Here is a 420-nt window from a genome sequence, read left to right as displayed (position 1 = left end):
TCATAACCAAAGACATAGACCGCTGTCTTCCTGCCATCGGTATCCTCTTCAACGATCTTACTCAGCTGTCGCCAGTGATCCAGGTCCGGCGTGAAGAGGAAGAGCTCTGTATCAGCTTTCGGATTCCGTGAGCCATCCTCTTGCGCGGTGATGATATTTACGATCGGTACTCTGACCTCCAGATAGACCCAGGCAGGGTTCTTGCCGGTATTCTCGATCGTCGGATCTTTTGGGATCGTTTTATTCGGTATGATATCTTCTGCCATATCGGGGATACCGTTATGGTCGGTATCTGCGAGATCGTCCCATCTGTCCTCATGCAGGATGGTCCTCACAGAGCCTACGGTAAAGAGATTGTCCTTCGTATCCGTCGAAGTGAAATATGCGACAGAGGATCCAATGATTGTGATCCCTGCCAAT

1 protein-coding gene is annotated in these 420 nt (G+C 50.0%); it reads right to left on the bottom strand.

The window, feature by feature from the left end:
* Window positions 1–420 (bottom strand): SipW-dependent-type signal peptide-containing protein (locus NE665_RS24055; RefSeq protein WP_256302725.1); only part of this gene is annotated, 420 nt, incomplete at both ends.

This window comes from Clostridium sp. DFI.1.208, assembly GCF_024463855.1.
In the GTDB taxonomy this organism is placed as follows: Bacteria; Bacillota_I; Bacilli_A; order Erysipelotrichales; family Erysipelotrichaceae; genus Clostridium_AQ.
The sequence above is the reverse complement of the archived record's forward strand: the minus strand, read 5'-3'. Positions and strand labels throughout refer to the sequence as shown.